An 18,685-nucleotide genomic window follows, 5' to 3' on the forward strand; every position below is an offset into this window, starting at 1 on the left:
ACCCATGACCAGACCGAGGCCATGACCATGGGCGACCGCATCGTCGTCATGAAGGACGGCCTGATCCAGCAGGTCGACACCCCGCAGAACCTGTACGACTACCCCTGCAACATCTTCGTTGCCGGCTTTATCGGCAGCCCCCAGATGAACTTCCTGGACGGCACCCTGAAGAAGAACGGCGACCAGTTTGTTGTTGACCTGGCCGGCACTGACATCCCCCTGCCCACCGAAAAGACCGCCGACGGCAAGCTGGACGCCTACGTTGGCAAGAGCCTGAAGGTCGGTATCCGTCCCGAGGACATCAAGGACGACGAGGAATTCCTGGCCAAGCATCCCAACAGCCATATCAGCACCGAGGTCGAGGTTTCCGAGCTGATGGGCGCCGAGATCTACCTGTACCTGACCTATCAGGGCCAGAACCTGATGGCTCGTGTTGCCCCCACCTCCAAGAGCCGCCGCGGCGACAAGATCACCGTTGCTCTGGACACCAACAAGATCCACCTGTTCGATCCCGAGTCCGAGCTGACCCTGCTCAACTGATTGCTGTAAACTAAGCAATATCGGCGGTTCCGTGTAAAGCGGAACCGCCTTTTTTTGCAGTACAGCGTCTATTCCATTCGACAAAGGAGGCCGACCCCCATGCAGATCACCGACCTTTTGCAGCCGGAGCATATCCGGCTGCACAGCGCCGCAGCGGACCTGCCCGCCGCCGTGCACACCCTGTGCGGCTTGCTGGCGCAGGACGATGCCGTGCAGGACGCTGCCCTGCTGGAACAGGACGTTCTGGCGCGGTTGGCGCAAGGCTGCATATGTATGGGCAACGGTCTGGCTGTGCCGCACGCCAAAACGGCGGCGGTGCGCAAGGCGGTGCTGGCCGCCATCACGTTGGAGCAGCCGATCCACTGCCCCACGCCGGACGGTGAGCCGGTTGACCTGCTGTTTTTGATCGCCGCACCTGAGGGCGAAAACGACCTGCACATTCGTGTGCTGGCCGCGCTGGCGGGGCTGCTGGTGGACAAGGACTTCTGCCGCACACTGGCAGCGGCGCAGACGCCGGAGCAATTCCGCACCTGCATTGCCGAAAAAGAAAACGCAGAGCTGCCGCAGCCGCAGCCCCAAAAGGGGCGGCATATCCGGCTGCTGGCTGTCACCGCCTGCCCCAACGGGCTGGCGCACACCTATATGGCCGCCGAGGCGCTGAAAAAAAGCGCCGACAAATACGGCATTGCCATAAAAATCGAGACCAACGGCGCGGGCGGCGTGGAAAACGAGCTGACCCCCGCTGAGATCGCCGAGGCCGACGGCATCATCATCGCGGTCAACCGCGCGGTGCCAACGGCGCGGTTTGTGGGCAAAAAGGTGGTCAACACCTCGGCGGACGAAGCCATTCGTGAGCCGGAAAAGCTGCTGGAAAAGGTGCTTTCGGGCAAGGCGGAGGTCTACCGCGGGGGCGAGGCTATGCGCAACCGCAACCGTGCGGAGCTGGCCAACGAGTTTTACCGCCATCTGATGTACGGTGTATCGCACTTTATACCCTTTGTCGTGGCGGGCGGCATCAGCATGGCGCTGGCTATGCTGGTTGTGCACCTGCACGGTCCGGAGGAACTGGCTGTTATGCTGAACACCGTCGGGCAAACGGCCATAACGATGATCTACCCTGTGCTGGCGGCGTTTATCGCCCGCAGCATCGGGGATACCGCCGCCTTTATGCCGGGGCTTATGGGCGGGTATCTTGCGCAGCTGGGCACCACCGTTTACAGCGAAAGCGGCTGGATCTCCAGCGGCTTTGGCGGGGCGTTGGTAGCGGGCTTTGCCGCGGGTATGCTTGTCCGATTCCTGACCGCAAGGCTGCCCAGGCTGGGCAAGGATCTGGATCATATCCGCAGCAGTATGCTGATCCCGCTGCTCAGTCTGCTGGGGATCGGCGCGCTGATGGTATATGCCGTCAACCCTGTATTGGGGCAGGTCAACGATTGGCTGGACACAACGCTGAACGGTATGCGCGGCGGCAGCCGGCTGCTGCTGGGCTGCGTGCTGGGCGGGCTGATGGCCACCGATTACGGCGGGCCGATCAACAAGGCCGCTTACGTCACAGGCACATTGGCGCTGGTAAGCGGCCAGCAGGACGTCATGGCGGCGGTCATGGCGGGGGGCATGGTGCCGCCGTTGGGCGTTGCGCTTTCCTGCCTGCTGTTCCCCGAAAAGTTCACCCGAACCGAGCGCCGCACCGTGCCGCAAAACCTTGTGATGGGCGCTTCCTTCGTTACCGAGGGTGCGCTGCCCTTCGCCTTAAAAGACCCGCTGCGGGTCGTGCCTGCCTGCATGGCGGGCAGCGCGCTGGCGGGGTGTCTGGCGGTCATGACCCACTGTGCCTGCCCCGCGCCCCACGGCGGCGTGTTTTTGCTGGCGGTCATGGGCAACCCCCTGGGGTTCATTTTGGCCAACGCGGCGGGCGCACTGCTGACGGCGGTGATTCTGGGTATCACCAAAAAGGACGCCCCTCAGGAAGGATGAATTTCGCAGCCGGGGAAGTAGTACAGCAAAATTTCCTGCCAGGTGCGCCCCTGCTCGGCAAGCGCCTTGGCGCCGTACTGGCTCAGCCCCACGCCGTGGCCGTAGCCGTGCGTTGTAAAACAAAACGATGTGCCGTTATATTCTACGGCAAAACTTGCGCTGCGCAGATGAAATGCGCGGCGCATTTTTGTGCCCGAAACCGCCGTATCGCACACCGTCTGCGCCGTGATATAGCCTGCGTCATCCCGCACGGCGTCACCAAACCATGCGGCGGGGTCGCTGCCCGGCTCCAATTCCAGCGAGGTCAGCACCGCGCTGACCTGCTCAGGGCTGTATTCCACGGTGGTCTCGTAACCGTCGGCGGCAAGGTCGGCGGGGGAGGGCACCCCCTGCAGATAGGGCAGCGCGGTCTCCCAGACGTTCTGGCTGGCCTCGGTGTGCCCGGCGCTGATGCTGTGGTAACAGGCCGCCGCAGGGCTGCCATCGTAGGTCAAAACGCTGCTGCCGACCGTTTGCGCCGCCTGCACTAGCAGGGCGTGGAATCGCTCATAATCGTCGCCCCAGCGCGCTTTTAACACGTCGGCGTCCGTCCAGCCCAGACACTGCGCGCTGTTGACCTGCAAGGGAGCGTCCCCCAGCGCCATCGCGTAGCTGTACCCGGCGACCATCTGGGCACACAGGGCGGCGGCGGGCCATTCCGGCGGCATCTCGCAGGCGGCCAGCCCCACCAGAAATTCCTGCAGCGGCAGTGTGCGCTCCTGCTGCACGGCGGCATCCCAAACGGTCACGGTGCCGTCGGCAGGTGTCGCTGACGGGGTGGCTGTGGGCAGCGGCGGCAGGGTCGGTTCGGGCAAAGGCTCGGGCGCGGGGACGACGGCAGCGGGGCGGGGCAGCAGCAGAACCGAAAAGGGCAGAAAAAACGCCAACAGCAGGGTGAGGGGCACGACGCCGAAACTCTTTTTCACGGCAAACGCTCCTTGTACTTGAAAAAACTCGGCTGCGGCGGTACAATACTTTATATATGTGCAAGCGGCAGCCTGTCCCAGCCTATGCGGCGGGGCGGCTGCGTATGAATCGGGGGTAGGGTATGAGCGTTCAACATCGGCCGCATGGCGCGGTCATTGTGGCAGCGGGGGTGCTGCTGGCGGTCACGGGGTGGCCGGCAGGCCGTGCGGCGGGCTTTGTGTCTGCGCCGCTTATGTGGGGCTTGTGCGCCGCGTGGCTGGCGGCGCTGGGGGTGCCGTATCTTGCGGGGCGGCGCTGTGCCGCGCAGCCCGCTGCCTTGGCAGACCAATGCAAGCCGCTGGGCGCGGCGATGGCTGCCTGCGCTGTGCTGCTGTTGGCAAGTGGATTTATGAATTTACAGCCCGCGCTGGCCGTGGTGCGCTACGGCTATGCGTTTGGTGCGGACAAACCGGCATTTGCGCTCGTGCTGGACGCTGCAACGCCGATTTTCTCGGCGCTGTGGCTGACGGTCTACGCTGTGCGCGCCTGCACGGGCTACGGCATTGCGCGCGGCAAGCCCGGCAGCGCGACGGTGGGGCTGGTGATGCCGCTGTACTTTTTGTGGCGGCTGTTCTGGCAGTTCCAGATCGACCCGGCCGCCCTGCCGCGCGTGCAGTATACGCTGACCGTGCTGGGCAGTGTGGCGGCGCTGCTGTTTGCGGCGGCGCTGCTCAAGGTGTTTTTGACGCCGGGGCAATCCTGCGGGCACACGCTGTTCGGCGCAGGGACGGGCTGCTTTTTGCTGTGCAGCTGCGCGGGGACTGTGCAGACGCTGCTTCGGCTCGGCAGCCTGACCGCCGCCGAGGTTTTTGGCAATCTGGCGCTCTCGGCGCTGGGGGTCTGCGGGCTGGTCTGCGCCGTCGCGGCCTGCGGCGAAGAAACAGAATAAAAATAACGCTGCATCGCAAAAACGGTGCAGCGTATTTTTATTGCTTTTTTAGGTTTTCTAAGCGCTGTTTGCGCACGGCGCGGCGTTCCATCACGGTTTCCCAGCCGGAGGATATCTTGTCCGCCGTGCCCACCAGCACCGCCTCGCGGGTGTGGGGGACGGCGGTCACGGTCAGTGGCCACATGTGGCAGCGGATGCAGTCCTTTTCGGTGTCGTTCAAATCAAACACAGTCTCGGCGTTGTACAGCGCCGCCTGCGGGTGCTTAAAGCCGTGCCAGTGGGTAATGTCCTTGCAGTGGTGCCAGTCATATAAGTAAAAGTCGTGCAGAAACGCGCCGCGCACCAGGCTGACTTCGTCGGCGGCAAGCCCCAGCCGACGGTTGAGCCAAAACGCAATGCGCACCACGCGCATACAGTGCTCGTAGGTGGTAACGGTGCCGTGCTGGATAAAATCCTTCATATGCTGGGCGTGGGGGTTATCCGCGTAGCCGCGCAGAATTTCGTCCACGCAGGCGGACTCGGCAGGGGTCAGGCGAAACAACACAGGGCAGCGCTCCTTTCTTGCGGGGTGGGGTACAGGACTTCCTTTGCCCTTAGTATACTGCACCCCGCCCGCCATTGCAACAACAAAATGGCAAAACTCAAGGCAATACCGCATAATTCTAAGTGCCGATACGGCGAGCGAGGTGCGGCAGCTGCTAAGCCAAAAGCGCAGGCAATACTTTGTGTATTGGCGAGCATTTTGGCAACGCAGATGCCGTGCCGCAGCCGCCGGAGCGGTGCTTAAGCCGTCAGGCGGGAATTGTGCGGTGTTGCCTTAACTGCGCAGCCCCAGCTCCTCGCCGTAGCCTGCGCACTGCCGCCCCAGCAGGGTGTACATCGGGCTGAAACGGTCGTACAGATACTCCTGCGCCTGGCAGGGGGTGCGCAGCGGCAGCGTGCTTTTGGGCAGCCGCACCGCTGCCGCAAACGGCCCTGCGCCGCCGCTTTGCACCACCGCCCCGCCGCTTACCGCCGCCAACCGCAGCAGCAGGGCGCGGGCATTGCGGGGCAGGGTGGCACACTGCCCGCCCTGCACCACCAGCACGGCCGCATCGGGGGCGGTCTGTACCCGAATCACCGCGCGGCCCTGCGCCTGCAGCGCCCCCTGCACAAAGCAAAGCAAGCCGCATTGCAGCAAAAGGCGCGGCACGGCCACCGGCAGCGGCGCGTCCGACGGGACAAAATACAGCCAGCCGCGCCGCCGCACGGCCTGCTGCAGGGCAGTGCACAGGGCATCGGCCTCGGCGGTCAGGTCCAAGGCGCGGGGCGGGGGCGGGGCACAGGCTGCCTCGGCCAAAAGGCGGGCGGCCAGCTTCGGGCCGGGGCGCACGGCGCGGCGGCACAAACGCCGACGGGCGGCGTCCTCCGCCAAAAGGGCGCGGGTGGGGTCATCGGGGTACATGGCAAACCCTCCTGTCAGAACGGTGATTTTGTGGCTAGTCTATGCAAAAGTGCCCCAAAAAAAGGTGCCAAAAGCTGTAAATGCGAAAAACTTTGAAAAAAACTTGAAAATTTCGTGTTAAAAGAATAACAGGTACTTGCAGAGTTCGTCAAAATGGAGTACAATAGTATCATACCGCAAAGCGGGTTGGCCGCTGACCGGGTTACAATAAATCTATGGAGGATTTTATTATGGCTGTTAAAGTTGCAATCAATGGTTTTGGCCGCATTGGCCGTCTGGCTTTCCGTCAGATGTTTGAGGCTGACGGCTACGAAGTTGTCGCCATCAACGACCTGACCAGCCCCGCTATGCTGGCTCACCTGCTGAAGTACGACACCGCTCAGGGCTCTTTCCTGGGCAAGATCGGTGAGAACAAGCACACCGTCGAGGCCGGCGAGGATTACATCGTTGTCGACGGCAAGAAGATCACCATCTACGCCATTAAGGACGCCAAGGATTGCCCCTGGGGCGAGCTGGGCATCGACGTTGTTCTGGAGTGCACCGGTTTCTACACCAGCAAGGCCAAGGCTGAGGCTCACATCCAGGCCGGCGCCCGCAAGGTCGTTATCTCCGCTCCTGCCGGCAACGACCTGAAGACCATCGTCTACTCCGTCAACGAGAAGACCCTGACCGCTGAGGATCAGGTCATCTCCGCTGCTTCCTGCACCACCAACTGCCTGGCCCCCATGGCTGACACCCTGAACAAGGCCTTCCCCATCGTCTCCGGCATCATGACCACCGTTCATGCTTACACCGGCGACCAGATGATCCTGGACGGCCCCCAGCGCAAGGGCGACCTGCGCCGTGCCCGTGCCGGTGCTCAGAACATCGTTCCCAACTCCACCGGTGCTGCTAAGGCCATCGGCCTGGTCATCCCCGAGCTGAACGGCAAGCTGATCGGCTCTGCTCAGCGCGTTCCCGTTCCTACCGGCTCCACCACCATCCTGGTTGCCGTTGTCAAGGGCAAGGACGTCACCAAGGAAGCCATCAACGCTGCCATGAAGGCTGCTGCCTCCGAGAGCTTCGGCTACAACGAGGATCCGATCGTTTCTTCTGACGTTATCGGTATGCGCTACGGCTCTCTGTTCGACGCTACCCAGACCATGGTCGCTAAGATCGACGACGACACCTATCAGGTTCAGGTCGTTTCTTGGTACGACAACGAGAACAGCTACACCTCTCAGATGGTCCGCACCATTAAGTACTTCGCTGAGCTGTAATCTGTTTTCGGCTTAACGCTAAGCTAACGGGCGCCGCCGCACTCCGCAAGGAGCGCGGCGGCGCTTTTTTGGTTGGTTTGCAGGGGTGCGCCGACCCCCCAAAAAGGGGAAAGCCGTCAGGCAGAATTTTTGCCGAAAAGACGGCAAAAACGGTGTGCCGCAGCCGTGGACAAATTGCGGCGGCTGTGTTATAATGTACTGCATAAAACCCCCTTGAAGGAGGAAGTCTTGTGGTAAAAAAGCAAAAACAAAAGGGCTTTACCCTTGTTGAATTGATCGTGGTGCTGGTTATCCTTAGCATACTGGCTGCCCTGCTGGTGCCGTCGCTGACGGGGTATATTGAAAAGACGCATAAGACCAAGGTGCTTGCCGAAACCAGAATGGTGCATACGGCTGTGCAGACAACGGTATCGGAATATTACGGCACGGACAAGTGGGCAAAATACGGCGAATATCTGGGACAAGATTCTGAGGCATTGAAAGACAAGTATTACCTTGCGGACAAAAATGCAAGCACCGCTACCGAGGACGGCAAGGAAAAGAAGGCACGTTACGACCAAATCGTGAAACTTGCCGAGGTATCGGAAAGCAAATGCAGTTTTATGGGATATTTTACACAGGACGGAAAGGTTCAGCTGATTATCTATAAGGACGGAAAGGGCTATGTCGGCATTTACTTTGGCGAAACGAACGAATATATAGCCTATAAAGAACAGGAACTTAAGAATCTGGCAATGTATGATGGTGTAATGAACACTGTACAGTACATAAAAAAGACAGAACCCGACGGCAGCCTGAATATATTCCTTCAGAAGGAATGGACTCTTGCTAACATGGGTTACACCGCCTCCGGCTCCTGACCCGACGTAGCAGCGGCAAAACCGACCCGCAGCACACAGTTTAACCGCGCACCCCCGCCCGACCTCGGTCGGGCGATTTTTTTGTCAGTTGACGAAACGGTATGTATATACTATACTAAGGGTATATTCTGCCAAAGCTTGTCGTTTTGGCGCACTACCAAAGAAAAGAGGGAATCCCCGCCGTGATATTTGGCAAGTATATCAACCGATATTACCTGAAAAATGCCCCCGCCCTGCTGTTGGGTCTGGCGGCATTGCTTATGGTGGACTACATCCAGCTTATGATTCCCGGCCTGTATCGGCTGGTTATCAACGGCGTAAACCTGGGGCAGGTGGTCGTAAACGGCCAAACCGTGCCCTTTGACAAGGCCGTGCTGATGCAGCACATCTGCCTGCCGATGATTTGGATCGTCCTGCTCATGGTGGTGGGGCGCTTTTTGTGGCGTGTCTGCTTTTTCGGCTCGGCGGTCACGGTTACCGCCGACCTGCGCGAGCGCATGTTTGACCACAGCCGCCGCCTGTCGCAGCAGTATTACCAGGTCAACAAGGTCGGCAACCTGATGAGCCTGTACACCAACGACCTGGACACGATTCAGGAATGTTTCGGTGACGGTATCCTGATGTTTTTCGACGCATTGGTGCTGGGTCTGCTGGCGCTGTTTAAGATGTGGTGCATGGACTATCGGCTGACCCTGCTGGCGCTGATTCCGGCGACCATCATGTTTGTCATCGGCACGGTTATGGGCAAAACCATGACCAAACGGTGGGAGGAACGCCAGCAGGCATTCTCGGACATGTCGGACTTTGCGCAGGAAAACTTCTCCGGCATTGCGGTCATCAAGGCGTTCGTCAAAGAGTACAAGGAGCTTGTGGCGTTCCGCAAGCTGAACCGCCAAAACGAGGAGATCAACGTCGTCTACACCAAGATCGCCACCCTGCTGGAAGTGCTGGTCATGCTGTTTGTCGAGTCGGTGATCTGCGTCATTTTGGGCTACGGCGGCTGGCTGGTCTACCGCGGGCAGTTCAACGCGGGCCAGCTGGTGGAGTACATCGGCTATTTTGAGGCCATCGTCTGGCCCATCATGGCCATCTCGATGCTGATCGAAAAGACCTCCCGCGGGCGGGCGTCGCTCAAGCGTATTACCGAGCTGCTGGATGCACCCATCGACGTGGTTGACAAAAACGACGTACATGCGCTGCAAAACCCCAAGGGCGGCATTGAGTTCCGCCACTTGACCTTCCGCTACCCGGACGGTGAGTACGACGTGCTGCGCGATATTTCCTTTACCGTGCACCCCGGCGAGAGTGTGGGCATTGTGGGCAAGACCGGCGCGGGCAAGACCGCACTGGTGGACCTTTTGCTGCGCACCTACAATGTGGCGGACGGCACCCTGTTTGTGGACGGGCTGGACGTCAACACGCTGTCCATTCGCTCGGTGCGCGCGGCCTGCGCCTATGTGCCGCAGGACAACTTCCTGTTCTCGGACACGATCGCCCACAACATCGGCTTCGGCGTGGACGATGCCACGCCCGAACGTATCGAGCGCGCGGCAGAACTGGCCGACGTGCGCGACAACATTGTGGATTTCAAGGACGGCTACGAGACCGTTCTGGGCGAGCGCGGCGTGACCGTCTCCGGCGGGCAGAAGCAGCGCATTTCCATCGCCCGCGCCCTGTTGAAGGACGCCCCGATTTTGATTTTGGACGACTCTGTCTCGGCGGTGGATACCCGCACCGAGCAGATCATTCTGGATAACCTGAAACAAAGCCGCGCGGGCAAGACCACGCTGCTGATCGCCCACCGCATTTCCACGGTGGAGCGCATGGATAAGATCGTCTTTTTGGAGGACGGCAAGGTCGAGGCCGTGGGCGCGCACGACGAGCTGTACGCGACCTGTGCCGAGTACCGCCGCATGGTAGACCTGCAGCGGCTGGAGGACGAAGTGGGAGGTGACGACAATGGCTGATATCAACCCGCTTTTGCTGGTCGGCGCCGTGATCGGCACCGTGACGGCGCTGCTGCTTGCCGCCTATGCCTGTGTGCAGGACAAAAAGGCCGCCATGGGCTTTGAACGCCACATGCCGGACGGCGAAATTCTGCGCCGCCTGTTCGCCTACGCCAAGCCGTACCGCGCAAAATTTGTGGTGGTTCTGTTTTTGATGCTGTTCTCCATCGCGTACGACATCATCGCCCCGCTGATCGTCGGTGCACTGGAGGAACTGGTCGCCGGCGAATTTGTGCTGTCCCGCCTGTTTGCGGGGGTGGCCGTTTATGCGGGGGTGCTGGTGTTCTCGATGGGCAGCACCTATTTGCAGGCCGTTATTTTGCAGCGCGTCGGGCAGCGCATTGTTTCCGACCTGCGCGAGGACTTGTTCACCCACATTGAATCGCTCTCCCACGAGCAGCTCAACGAGATTCCCGTGGGCAAGCTGGTGACCCGCGTCACCAACGACACCAACGCCATCTCGATGATGTTCACCAACCTGTTGGTCAACCTGTGCAAAAATGCCTTTGTCATTTTGGGTATTCTGGCAGCCATGCTCTGTCTGAACTATGCCCTGACGCTGATGGTGCTCTGCTTTGTGCCGTTTATCGTGATTTTCACGGTGATTTTCCGCAAGTTTTCCCGCCGCGCCTACCGCAAGGTCAAGGACGCGACCACCGACATCAACACCTACCTGTCCGAGAATCTGTCCGGCATCAAGGTGACGCAGATTTTCGGCCGTGAGGACGAAAAAATGGCGGAGTTCCGCGAAAAAAGCCGCCGCCTTGCCAAAGCCTCGCAGGAGCAGATTTTTGTGTTCGGCGTGTTCCGCCCGCTGGTGTACATGCTGTACATCTGCTGTATCCTGTGCCTGTTTTATCTGGGCGGCACGGGCTGTTTGGACGGCGTGAGCTTTTTTGGGCAGACCATCACCGGCGGCACCATCGTGACCTTTTATATGTACATCTCCAAGTTTTTTACCCCCATCCAGAACCTGGCAGAGCAGTTCAACTGGCTGCAATCGGCGCTGGCCTCGTCGGAAAAGGTCTTTTCCATCATGGACATTCAGCCCAAGATGGTGGACGCACCCGATGCCATCGAGCTGGACGAGGTGCGCGGTGAGATCGAGTTCCGAGACGTCTGGTTCAGCTATGTGCCCGGCGAATGGGTGCTGCAGGGCGTGTCCTTCCATGTGGACCCGCGCCAGACCGTGGCGTTTGTCGGCTCGACCGGGTCGGGCAAAAGCACGATCTTGTCGCTGATTTGCCGCAATTACGAGTTCCAGAAGGGCGAGATCTTGATTGACGGCATCGACATCCGTAAAATCAAAATTTCCTCGCTGCGGCGTCATTTCGGGCAGATGCTGCAGGACGTGTTCCTGTTTTCGGGCACGATCCGCAGCAACATTGTCCTGCGGGAGGAGGGCATCCCCGACGAGGAAATTCTGCGCGTCTGCCGCTATGTCAACGCGGACAAGTTCATTGAAAAGTTGGACGGCGGTCTTGACGAGGAAGTGCGCGAGCGCGGCAACAACTTCTCTGCCGGGCAGCGGCAGCTATTGAGCTTTGCGCGGGTCATCATCCACAAGCCCAGCGTTATGATTCTGGACGAAGCAACGGCAAATATCGATACCGAGACCGAGTTGCTGATCCAGGACTCGCTGGAAAAAATGCGCACCGTCGGCACGATGCTGATCGTGGCGCACCGCCTGTCGACCGTGCAGCACGCCGACAACATCATCGTGCTGAGCCACGGCAAAATTCTGGAGCAGGGCAACCACCAGCAGCTTTTGGCAAAGCACGGCCGCTATTACCAGCTGTACACCCTGCAATACCACAAGGAACAGCTAACAAAATAAGGAGGCACGTTATGAGTGCAATTTTAGCCGTATGCGGCGATTCCTTCTGCGCGATGGTCAGCGACGGCCGCTTTGTGGAAGAGCCTATCGTTGACAACAAGCCCCATATCCTCAAGGACGATCTGCCCAAGGTGCGCAAGGTCAACCGCAACGTGGCGGTGGGCTTTGCGGGCGACACGCTGGCAGCGGTGCAGGTCATCAACGCGCTGGACGCCTACGACACGCAGTACCTGACGCTGGAAAAAATTGTCAAGATCCTGCGCGAAAAAGCGCTGACCGTGACCGCACAGCCCGTAGGTGTGCGGCTGCTGGTGGGCGGGCGCAACCGCAAGGGGCAGTTCTGCCTGACGATGCTGGGCAGCGCCGAGAACTACGAGCCGCAGACCCAGTTGGCCCGCCCCGGCGCGTATCTGATTGAGGGCGCTTGCTCCCACACCGACATTGCCCCCCTGCTGGAGCAGCACGTCAAGCCGCAGGCCGCCGCATGGCGCAGCCTGGACGACATCGCCCATACGCTGGATGCCTGCATTGCTACGGTGGCCGAGAGCGACCACAGCGTCAATACCGAGTATTTCCGCGCGCTGGTTATGTAAGGAGCTGCCTAAAGACTGGCAATTTGCGCCAAAAGGTGCTATACTGGATTTGACCAAAATAAGGAGTGTGCTTACCTATGAAAATCGCACTGATCAATGAAAACAGCCAGGCCGCCAAAAACGCCCTGATCGAATCCACCCTGCGCAAGGTCGTGGAGCCGATGGGCCACGAGGTCGTCAACTACGGCATGTATGCCGCCGACGATGCCGCCCAGCTGACCTACGTCCAGAACGGCATTTTGGCCGCTGTGCTGCTGAACAGCGGCGCTGCCGACTACGTTATCACCGGCTGCGGCACCGGCGAGGGCGCCATGCTGGCACTGAACAGCTTCCCCGGTGTCATCTGCGGCCATGTGGAGGACCCCGTGGACGCCTACACCTTTGCCCACGTCAACGACGGCAACGCTGTGTCCCTGCCTTTTGCCAAGGGCTTTGGCTGGGGTGGTGAGCTGAACCTGGAGTACATCTTTGAAAAGCTGTTCGGTTTCGGCCACGGTCAGGGCTACCCCAAGGAGCGCGTGGTGCCGGAGCAGCGCAACAAGAAGATCCTGGACGGTGTGCGCGCCGTAGCGTTCCGCGATTTGAGCGATATCCTCAAGGACCTCGACCGTGATCTGGTCAAGGGTGCCTTCGCAGGCGAACATTTTGCCGAGCATTTCTTTGCCGACTGCAAGGACGAAAAGCTGGCTGCCACCGTCAAGGAACTGATGGCGTAAGCTGCTGATTTGAATAAGGAAACAGCGCCGTACCCGCAAGGGTACGGCGCTGTTGCTTTTGCGGGAAAATGAAAATACATCGCGCGGTAGGGGCGGGGCATGCCCCGCCCGCGACCGTATATTATAATGAATATACCGGGTTAGTCCGTAGGGGCGGCATATATGCCGCCCATTGCAGCCACCCCGTCAATGCAACCTAACGGGTAAACCCCACGGGACGCATATATGCGTCCCCTACAAACCTGCCGGAAACTGGCATTTTCCCCTATGACCGCCTGTCTTCCGGTTGTTTGTAGGGAGGGGTCTTGACCCCTCCTTGCCGCCTTGCCGATAGTACGATATATCCGTAAGAACGCGCCATTCGGCGCGATTTTATGCGCTGCGCGCAGCCAGCGGTGCGGATGGGTCAAGACCCATCCCTACATTACTACCCAGAAAAGGGCTTTTTCTACAAGTTGGGCTTTCCCTACGGCGCAATAAAATAAAAATATGCCCGCGCCGCGGGCATACCCTATCTCAACTCTCCACTCGGCGCACCATGCCTTTTTCCGTTACCAACGCGGCGTCCAATTTGCGCTTGCGCCCATCGGCAAATTGCAGGGTCAGGTACTTGCCGTCGTACTCTAAAACCACGCCGCGGCTGAACACCAAATGCTCCACCACCGTGCCGGGCGCGGTCACGTCGGCTAAGGGCACCGCGGGGCGGGTGCTGCGCGCGGCAGTTTGGGCGGCGCGGGCTTGTGCCTGCTGCTCTGCTTCGCGGCGGGCGCGGTTTTCGGGCAGGTTGTAAATGACCTCCTGCACAAAGCTGCACCCCTCGCCCGCGCAGAAAAACAGCGTCAGCTCGTCGCGCGCACGGGTCATGCCGACATAAAACAGGCGGCGGTCCTCCTCATACTGGCGAATTTCGTCGGGGGTCTGGCAGGCAATTTCGGGGCGGGCGGGCAGCACGCCGTCGATGGCGTCCAGCAAAAATACGCGGTCGTATTCCAACCCCTTGGCGGAATGTATCGTGGACAAAATCAACGGCGCACCGTTGTTTGTGTGCTGCTTCAGCATCGCTTGCAGGCTTTGCAGCCGCCCCGGCAGCAGGCTGGGTACGGGCAGGTTTTCGCCCAGCTGCGCCAGAATTTCCAGCTTGCCGGTGTCCATCGACTTCTGCTCCAAAAACTTGCGGTAGCCAAGCTCGTCGGTCAAAAAGCGCACGGCGTCACCGGCGTTCATCCGCGGCAGACGTGCCAGCCCGTGGGCAATTTCCTCCGCCTGCAGGCGCAGCCGATGGCGTATGCCGTCCGCCGCGCACAATGCCTGCCAGACGGTACAGCCCGCACGGCGGCTTTCCTCGCAGGCATACTGCGCCTGTACGCGGGAAATCGGCACGCCGAACTTGTAATACACCCGCATAAAAACCTCGGTGTCGCGGGCATCATAGGCTAAGGTGATCATGTCGGTGATGTCCCGCACGATCTTGCTGCCGAAAAACGTCCCCTCGCCGCCGCGGTAGCCGTAGGGGATGCCCGCGCGCTCGCACAGGTCGATCAGCGGCAGGGCGCTTTCGTGGTTGCGGAACAGCACCGCCGTTTCGCTGTGGCAGGTTTTGGCCATCTCAAACAGATAGCGGGTCTGATCCTCGCGCCGAGATACGCGCACGATCTGCACAGGCGCACCGCCGCCGCGCGTGGGGCGTATCGTTTTGGGGCGGCGGTAGCGGCTGCGCGCCACAAAATGGTTGGCGGCGTCCAAAATGGCATCGGCGGAACGGTAGTTGTGCTCCAGCAGCAGCACCTGCGCGTGGGGGTACTGCTTGTCAAATTCCAGCAAGGCCTGCGGGTAGGCGGCGCGAAAGCCGTAAATGCTCTGATCCTCGTCCCCGACCATGAACAGGCTTTCGCAGTTTCCCGCCAGCAGATGCAAAAGCTCGTGCTGCAGCTTGGAGGTATCCTGCGCCTCGTCCACGCAAAAATGGCGGTACTGCGCCTGAAAATCCGCCAAAATGCCGGGCGCTGCCCGCAAGATCTGCAAGGCAAACACCATCTGGTCGTCGTAATCCATGCGGTGCTGCGCGCGCAGGGCGGCCTGGTAGCGGCGGTACAGTTCGGGCAGGTTGTCAATGTCGCTTTCCAGTGCGTCCAGTTCCTCGTCGGTCAGCGACATATTTTTGATAAAGGTGATGGCGGTGCGCAGCTCCTTGACCGAACTTTCGGCGGGGTATTCGTGGTTGACCTGCTGCCACAGCGAGGTCAAAAGCTGGGTGATCTCCCCCTCGTTGGTGATCAGCTCCGGCTGGGTGCGGCGGTAGCGGCGGCTGTAATGCTGCAAAATCACCGCCGAAATTCCGTTCAGCGTGCGAAACTGCGTGCGCCCCGCCAAATCGGGACCGAAGCGGGCGGCAAAGCGGGTGCGCATCTCGTTGGCGGCGGACACGGTGTAGGTCATGGTCAGGGTCTGCTCGGGCGCGGCACCTGTGCACAAAAACAGATACCCCAGCCGCGTGATCAGCACGGTGGTCTTGCCGCTGCCCGGCACTGCCAACAGCAGCACAGCGCCCCGGTCGGCTGTGACCGCCGCGCGCTGCTGGTCGTTCAGCGGCTGCATGTATTGGTTTTGGAACGCTGCCTTGTCCACGGTATCCCGCCTTTCTTTCCCTTTAGTTTACCATAACGGCGGGGGCGGCGCAATTATTTTTCGGCATTTGCGGCGGGGGACTTTTCCCCACGGCGGGAATGTGCTAAAATAGAAGGAACCAAAAAAGGAGGTACCACAAGCATATGCCCGAATCTTATCTTTACGCGCGCTGTGCGTCGGACATGGCGGTCCTGTATTGGGACAAGCCGTCGCTGGCTGCCGCCGACGCTGTATATACTGTTTTTATCAATGACAAAAAACTCGCAGATACGAAAAAAACGCACTGCACTATCCAAAACCTTGTGCCCGACACCGACTACACCGTGCAGGTGCAGATGGGCGGGCATTGGATCGGCGGGGGCGTGGTGCATACCGACAGGGAAAAGCACCGCATCGACGTGACCACCGCCCCTTACTGGGCCAAGGGCGACGGCAACGTCATGAACACCGCCGCGTTGCAGCGCGCCATTGACGCCTGCGGGCCGGAGGATATCCTGTATATCCCGGCGGGCGATTTTATGACGGGGGCGCTGCGCCTGCACAGCGATATGGAAATTTACCTCGCCAAGGGTGCCAACCTCATCGGCAACGCCAACCCCCGCAACTACGAGCCGCGCATCCCCAGCCGCTTTGAGGGGCTGGAAATGCAGTGCTATTCCAGCCTGCTCAACGCGGGCACGCTGGACCATACCCAAGGCCCCAACTGCCGCAACATCACCATTCGGGGCGAGGGCAGCATTGTCAGCGGCGGGCAGGAGCTGGCCATGAACATCATCGAGCACGAGCGCGAGCGTCTGCGGGCCACCATGCCGGACTACGCCGCGCAGTCTGCCGCGTGCGAAAACGACAACACGCTGGGCGGCCGTGTGCGCCCGCGCCTGATCAATTTAAGCAACTGCGAAAACGTCTGGATCCACGGTATTACGCTGAAAAACGGCGCATCGTGGAACCTGCACATGATCTATTGCAAGAACATTGTGACCGACCACTGCACCTTTATTTCCGAGGGTGTCTGGAACGGCGATGGCTGGGACCCCGATTCCAGCGAGGATTGCACGCTGTTCGCGGGGCAGTTCTTCACCGGCGATGACGCGGTGGCCATCAAAAGCGGCAAAAACCCCGAGGGCAACCAGATCGGCCGCCCCTGCCGCGGCATTAAGGTGTTTGACTGCCGCAGCGCCTTCGGCCACGGCATCTGCATCGGCAGTGAGATGAGCGGCGGCGTGGAGGACGTGCAGATCTGGGACTGCGATTTGGAGAACGCCCTCTCGGGCATTGAGATCAAGGCCACATCCAAGCGCGGCGGCTATGTGCGCGGCGTGACCGTGCGCGACTGCATCAGCCCGCGTGTTATGGTGCACTCGGTGCCCTACAACAACGACGGCGAGCCTGGACCCGACGCCCCCGTGCTGAAGCACCTGACCTTTGAGCGCCTGACCCTGACAGGGCGCGCACTCGACCATGACCACAGCTGGCAGGACGTTGCACCCATCGAGCTGGCGGGCTTTGCCCAGCCCGGCCACGAGGTGCAGGACGTGCTGTTCCGCGATGTTACCATCACAGCGCAGGAGCCGACTCTGCCGCTGAAACTGTGCAGCGATGTGTCCTTTACGAACCTTTGCTGCAAGCCTGCTGCCAAGTAAGGAGATGCAGAACTATGGAACTTACGCAAATTACCGCCCAGGCGCGCACCGCCACCGAGGAACTGCTGGCTGCCGCGCATTTGGAAACAGGGGATATCTTTGTGGTCGGCTGCTCCAGCAGTGAGATCGTGGGCGGGCACATCGGCCGCGATTCCAGCATGGACGCCGCCGCTGCCGTGCTGGCGGGCGTGCTGCCGCCGCTGCAGGAACGGGACGTTTACCTGGCGGCGCAGTGCTGCGAGCACCTGAACCGCGCCATCGTCATCGAGCGCGAGGCTGCCCGGCGGTACAACCTGCCCATTGTGGCAGCCGTGCCGCAGCCCCATGCGGGCGGCAGCTGGGCAACCAACTGCTGGCGCACCTTCCGCGAGCCGGTGCTGGTGGAGAGCGTTCAGGCAGCGGCAGGGATGGATATCGGCGGCACGCTTATCGGTATGCACCTGCGGCGGGTCGCCGTGCCTGTGCGGCTGAGCCTGGACCACATCGGGCAGGCGATCCTGCTCTGCGCCCGCACCCGCCCGCCGTTTATCGGCGGTGCGCGGGCCGTTTACAGTGAGGAGGAAGTGCGATGATTTCCGAAACCCAAAAACGGCAGATGACCGATGCCGTGGCCGAAATCCGCGCCAGGATGGCAGATGCCGCAAGGGCTGCCGGGCGCGACCCCAAGGACGTGCTACTGTGCGCCGCCTGCAAGACCCGCACGGTGGAAGAAGTGCGGTACAGCGCGGATTTGCCCATTGACCTGTTTGGCGAAAACCATGTGCAGGAGCTGGTGGAAAAAACCGAAGCTGCCGCCTACAACGGCAAGCCGGGGCATTTTATCGGGCATTTGCAGACCAACAAGGTCAACAAGGTGGTGGGACGCGCCGCGCTGATACAAAGTGTGGACAGCACCCGTCTGCTGGATAAAATCGACGCGGCAGCGGCAAGATTGAATTTGGTGCAGGATATTCTGGTGGAGATCAACATCGGGGAGGAAGCCAGCAAAAGCGGCGTGGACGCGGACGGGCTGTTCCCGCTGCTGGAAGCTGCCGCCGCCAAGGAGCATATCCGGCTGCGCGGGCTGATGGCGATCCCGCCCGCCGATGCCGACGAAACCGCCGCCCGCCGTTTCTTTGCCCAGATGCGCGAGCTGCTGGCCAAGGCCAACGCGCAGCACTACGACCGCGCACAGATGGACACGCTGTCCATGGGCATGAGCGGGGACTACACCGCCGCCATTGCCGAGGGTGCGACCCTTGTGCGCATTGGCACCGCCATTTACGGCGCACGGGATTACAGCAAAAAGGCGTGA

The 18,685-nt window shown here is 60.6% G+C and carries 16 protein-coding genes; 12 read left to right on the top strand and 4 right to left on the bottom strand.

The genetic code is table 11. The annotated features are described in order from the left end of the window. On the top strand, positions 1–540 hold a 540-nt coding region (locus Q0I19_RS09495), incomplete at its 5' end, for a TOBE domain-containing protein (protein WP_296023664.1). A 99-nt stretch (positions 541–639) separates the two neighbouring features. Further along, entirely contained in the window at positions 640–2,514 is a 1,875-nt protein-coding gene (locus tag Q0I19_RS09500) for a fructose-specific PTS transporter subunit EIIC (RefSeq protein ID WP_294761285.1), read from the top strand. Here the strand turns inward: Q0I19_RS09500 and Q0I19_RS09505 are convergent. Continuing rightward, positions 2,502–3,479 carry a SpoIID/LytB domain-containing protein gene (locus tag Q0I19_RS09505; RefSeq protein WP_294761287.1) on the bottom strand — a complete coding sequence of 326 codons (978 nt, stop codon included), beginning with the start codon at positions 3,477–3,479 and terminating at the stop codon, positions 2,502–2,504. The two genes, Q0I19_RS09500 and Q0I19_RS09505, sit on opposite strands and share 13 nt — an antisense overlap. Positions 3,480–3,601: 122 nt before the next feature. Here Q0I19_RS09505 and Q0I19_RS09510 point away from each other — a divergent pair, with 122 nt between their 5' ends. Next, the gene (locus Q0I19_RS09510; RefSeq protein WP_294761289.1) at positions 3,602–4,408 is read left to right on the top strand and encodes a hypothetical protein; all 807 of its coding nucleotides are present in this window, start codon (positions 3,602–3,604) and stop codon (positions 4,406–4,408) included. Between the two features lie 37 nt (positions 4,409–4,445). Here the strand turns inward: Q0I19_RS09510 and Q0I19_RS09515 are convergent, their stop codons facing one another. After that, positions 4,446–4,952, bottom strand: coding sequence for an HD domain-containing protein (locus tag Q0I19_RS09515; protein WP_294761291.1), 507 nt, complete (start codon positions 4,950–4,952; stop codon positions 4,446–4,448). A gap of 273 nt (positions 4,953–5,225) precedes the next feature. Next, positions 5,226–5,852, bottom strand: coding sequence for a hypothetical protein (locus Q0I19_RS09520; RefSeq protein ID WP_294761292.1), 627 nt, complete (start codon positions 5,850–5,852; stop codon positions 5,226–5,228). A 230-nt stretch (positions 5,853–6,082) separates the two neighbouring features. Between Q0I19_RS09520 and gap the strand changes: the two genes are divergently transcribed. From gap to Q0I19_RS09550, 6 genes are all read left to right on the top strand, one after another. After that, positions 6,083–7,111, top strand: a complete 1,029-nt coding sequence (gene gap / locus Q0I19_RS09525; protein WP_294761296.1) for a type I glyceraldehyde-3-phosphate dehydrogenase — start codon at positions 6,083–6,085, stop codon at positions 7,109–7,111. Positions 7,112–7,341: 230 nt separating this feature from the next. Then, positions 7,342–7,971 carry a type II secretion system protein gene (locus tag Q0I19_RS09530; RefSeq protein ID WP_294761299.1) on the top strand — a complete coding sequence of 210 codons (630 nt, stop codon included), beginning with the start codon at positions 7,342–7,344 and terminating at the stop codon, positions 7,969–7,971. Positions 7,972–8,153: 182 nt separating this feature from the next. Beyond that, positions 8,154–9,938 (top strand): ABC transporter ATP-binding protein, encoded by a 1,785-nt coding sequence (locus tag Q0I19_RS09535; RefSeq protein WP_294761301.1) that lies wholly within the window; start codon positions 8,154–8,156, stop codon positions 9,936–9,938. Then, positions 9,931–11,814 carry an ABC transporter ATP-binding protein gene (locus tag Q0I19_RS09540; protein ID WP_294761303.1) on the top strand — a complete coding sequence of 628 codons (1,884 nt, stop codon included), beginning with the start codon at positions 9,931–9,933 and terminating at the stop codon, positions 11,812–11,814. The genes Q0I19_RS09535 and Q0I19_RS09540 overlap by 8 nt, the downstream gene beginning before the upstream one ends. A gap of 11 nt (positions 11,815–11,825) precedes the next feature. Next, positions 11,826–12,407 (top strand): hypothetical protein, encoded by a 582-nt coding sequence (locus tag Q0I19_RS09545; RefSeq protein WP_294761304.1) that lies wholly within the window; start codon positions 11,826–11,828, stop codon positions 12,405–12,407. A gap of 77 nt (positions 12,408–12,484) precedes the next feature. Continuing rightward, positions 12,485–13,123: an RpiB/LacA/LacB family sugar-phosphate isomerase gene (locus Q0I19_RS09550; protein ID WP_294761306.1), complete on the top strand. Its 639-nt coding sequence runs from the start codon at positions 12,485–12,487 to the stop codon at positions 13,121–13,123. A gap of 516 nt (positions 13,124–13,639) precedes the next feature. Here Q0I19_RS09550 and Q0I19_RS09555 read toward each other — a convergent pair. Continuing rightward, the gene (locus tag Q0I19_RS09555) at positions 13,640–15,748 is read right to left on the bottom strand and encodes an ATP-dependent helicase (RefSeq protein ID WP_294761309.1); all 2,109 of its coding nucleotides are present in this window, start codon (positions 15,746–15,748) and stop codon (positions 13,640–13,642) included. Positions 15,749–15,891: 143 nt separating this feature from the next. On the opposite strand from Q0I19_RS09555, the gene Q0I19_RS09560 reads away from it, so the two are divergent. Genes Q0I19_RS09560 through Q0I19_RS09570 form a run of 3 tightly spaced genes read left to right on the top strand, consistent with a single transcriptional unit; the run spans position 15,892 to position 18,685 of the window. Then, positions 15,892–17,391, top strand: a complete 1,500-nt coding sequence (locus tag Q0I19_RS09560) for a glycosyl hydrolase family 28 protein (RefSeq protein ID WP_294761311.1) — start codon at positions 15,892–15,894, stop codon at positions 17,389–17,391. A gap of 14 nt (positions 17,392–17,405) precedes the next feature. Further along, a complete protein-coding gene (locus Q0I19_RS09565; RefSeq protein ID WP_294761313.1) occupies positions 17,406–17,963 on the top strand; it encodes a TIGR01440 family protein in 558 nt (185 codons plus the stop codon). Beyond that, positions 17,960–18,685, top strand: a complete 726-nt coding sequence (locus Q0I19_RS09570) for a YggS family pyridoxal phosphate-dependent enzyme (RefSeq protein WP_294761316.1) — start codon at positions 17,960–17,962, stop codon at positions 18,683–18,685. The genes Q0I19_RS09565 and Q0I19_RS09570 overlap by 4 nt, the downstream gene beginning before the upstream one ends.

This window comes from uncultured Gemmiger sp. (assembly GCF_934561205.1).
GTDB lineage: Bacteria > Bacillota > Clostridia > Oscillospirales > Ruminococcaceae > Gemmiger.

Bases quoted from the DNA above. Each gene is read 5' to 3' on its own strand.
- Q0I19_RS09500 (WP_294761285.1), top strand. From the start codon at position 640: ATGCAGATCACCGACCTTTTGCAGCCGGAGCATATCCGGCTGCACAGC.
- Q0I19_RS09510 (WP_294761289.1), top strand. From the start codon at position 3,602: ATGAGCGTTCAACATCGGCCGCATGGCGCGGTCATTGTGGCAGCGGGG.
- Q0I19_RS09520 (WP_294761292.1), bottom strand. From the start codon at position 5,852: ATGTACCCCGATGACCCCACCCGCGCCCTTTTGGCGGAGGACGCCGCC.
- gap (WP_294761296.1), top strand. From the start codon at position 6,083: ATGGCTGTTAAAGTTGCAATCAATGGTTTTGGCCGCATTGGCCGTCTG.
- Q0I19_RS09540 (WP_294761303.1), top strand. From the start codon at position 9,931: ATGGCTGATATCAACCCGCTTTTGCTGGTCGGCGCCGTGATCGGCACC.
- Q0I19_RS09545 (WP_294761304.1), top strand. From the start codon at position 11,826: ATGAGTGCAATTTTAGCCGTATGCGGCGATTCCTTCTGCGCGATGGTC.
- Q0I19_RS09550 (WP_294761306.1), top strand. From the start codon at position 12,485: ATGAAAATCGCACTGATCAATGAAAACAGCCAGGCCGCCAAAAACGCC.
- Q0I19_RS09560 (WP_294761311.1), top strand. From the start codon at position 15,892: ATGCCCGAATCTTATCTTTACGCGCGCTGTGCGTCGGACATGGCGGTC.
- Q0I19_RS09565 (WP_294761313.1), top strand. From the start codon at position 17,406: ATGGAACTTACGCAAATTACCGCCCAGGCGCGCACCGCCACCGAGGAA.
- Q0I19_RS09570 (WP_294761316.1), top strand. From the start codon at position 17,960: ATGATTTCCGAAACCCAAAAACGGCAGATGACCGATGCCGTGGCCGAA.